Source organism: Synechococcus sp. R55.7 (assembly GCF_047461955.1).
Taxonomy (GTDB): domain Bacteria; phylum Cyanobacteriota; class Cyanobacteriia; order Thermostichales; family Thermostichaceae; genus Thermostichus.
The window spans coordinates 1-1,209 of the sequence record NZ_JANSIC010000012.1 but is presented as its reverse complement, the minus strand read 5'-3'; the positions used below and the strand labels follow the sequence as shown (position 1 = coordinate 1,209).

Annotated in this window: 1 protein-coding gene; it reads left to right on the top strand. The window is 61.0% G+C overall.

Features of this window, described 5'->3' with window-relative positions; all coding sequences use genetic code 11:
* Nucleotides 1-126 precede the first annotated feature (126 nt).
* Nucleotides 127-1,188 (top strand): type 2 isopentenyl-diphosphate Delta-isomerase, encoded by a 1,062-nt coding sequence (gene fni, locus NW820_RS01415; RefSeq protein ID WP_414406490.1) that lies wholly within the window; start codon nucleotides 127-129, stop codon nucleotides 1,186-1,188.
* Nucleotides 1,189-1,209: the final 21 nt, after the last annotated feature.

The window sequence follows — 1,209 nt, the reverse complement described above, 5'->3', positions numbered from 1 at the left end:
GTAGATAGCGAGTCACCTTGGACTCCGTCCCGCTAGCGCGAACGGGCAATGCTGTTCGCCTTTGGCAGCGCACGGCGTTATAGACTGACAATCTCTACCAAGACCAAGGTGCTCCGCACTGCTGACATGATGGCCGATTCTCTCCCCCCCATTTCCGAGCGCAAACAGGATCACCTGGACATTGTTCTGCAGCAGGATGTGGCTGCCAAAGGGATCCGCACCGGGTTTGAGCGGTTTTTCTTTGAGCATGTGGCGCTGCCGGAGCTGCTGTTGCCGGAGATCGACCTAAGCTGCGAATTCTTGGGAAAACGCCTACAGGCACCCCTGCTCATCAGCAGCATGACGGGGGGAACAGAGGCTGCCCATGAGCTAAACCGACAACTGGCCGCCGCTGCCCAACAGTTGGGTATTGCCATGGGGGTGGGATCCCAGCGGGCAGCCTTGGAACATCCAGAGCTGGCCCGGACTTACCAGGTGCGCCAAGTGGCCCCGAATATTCTGCTGCTGGCCAACCTGGGTGCCGTTCAGCTCAACTACGGCTATGGGTTGGAGCAGGCGCGACGGGCGGTGGAGATGATCGAGGCGGATGCATTGATTCTGCACCTCAATCCTCTCCAGGAGGCGGTTCAGCCCCAAGGGGATCCCGACTGGCGTGGATTGTATGGCCGCATCGAACGGTTGGTGGCGCAGTTACCGGTGCCGGTGGTGGTGAAGGAAGTGGGCAATGGCCTCAGTGCTAAGGTAGCCCAGCGGCTGGCCGAATGCGGTGTGGCGGCCCTAGATGTGGCGGGAGCGGGCGGCACCAGTTGGAGCGAGGTGGAGGCCCATCGCCAAACAGATGCTCTCAAAAAACGCATTGCCCACAGCTTCAGGGACTGGGGGATCCCAACGGCTTTGTCCCTGCTGGAAATTCGTCGCCTGCTGCCGGACTTACCCCTGGTGGCCAGCGGCGGCATCCGCAATGGCATCGACGCGGCCAAAGCTATCCGTCTGGGAGCCGATGTGGTGGGTATGGCCGCCCCCGCTTTACACGCCGTCTCCCAAGGACAGATGCAGGCAGTGGTGGACACCTTTCGCGCCGTGATCGAGGAGCTGCGCATTGTTGCCTTTTGCACTGGATCGGCCAACTTGGCTCGGCTGCGACAAGCTACCCTGCGGCGGCAGGATACTTGGGATCCCTTGCCCTAAACTCCAAGCACTTGCCACAAA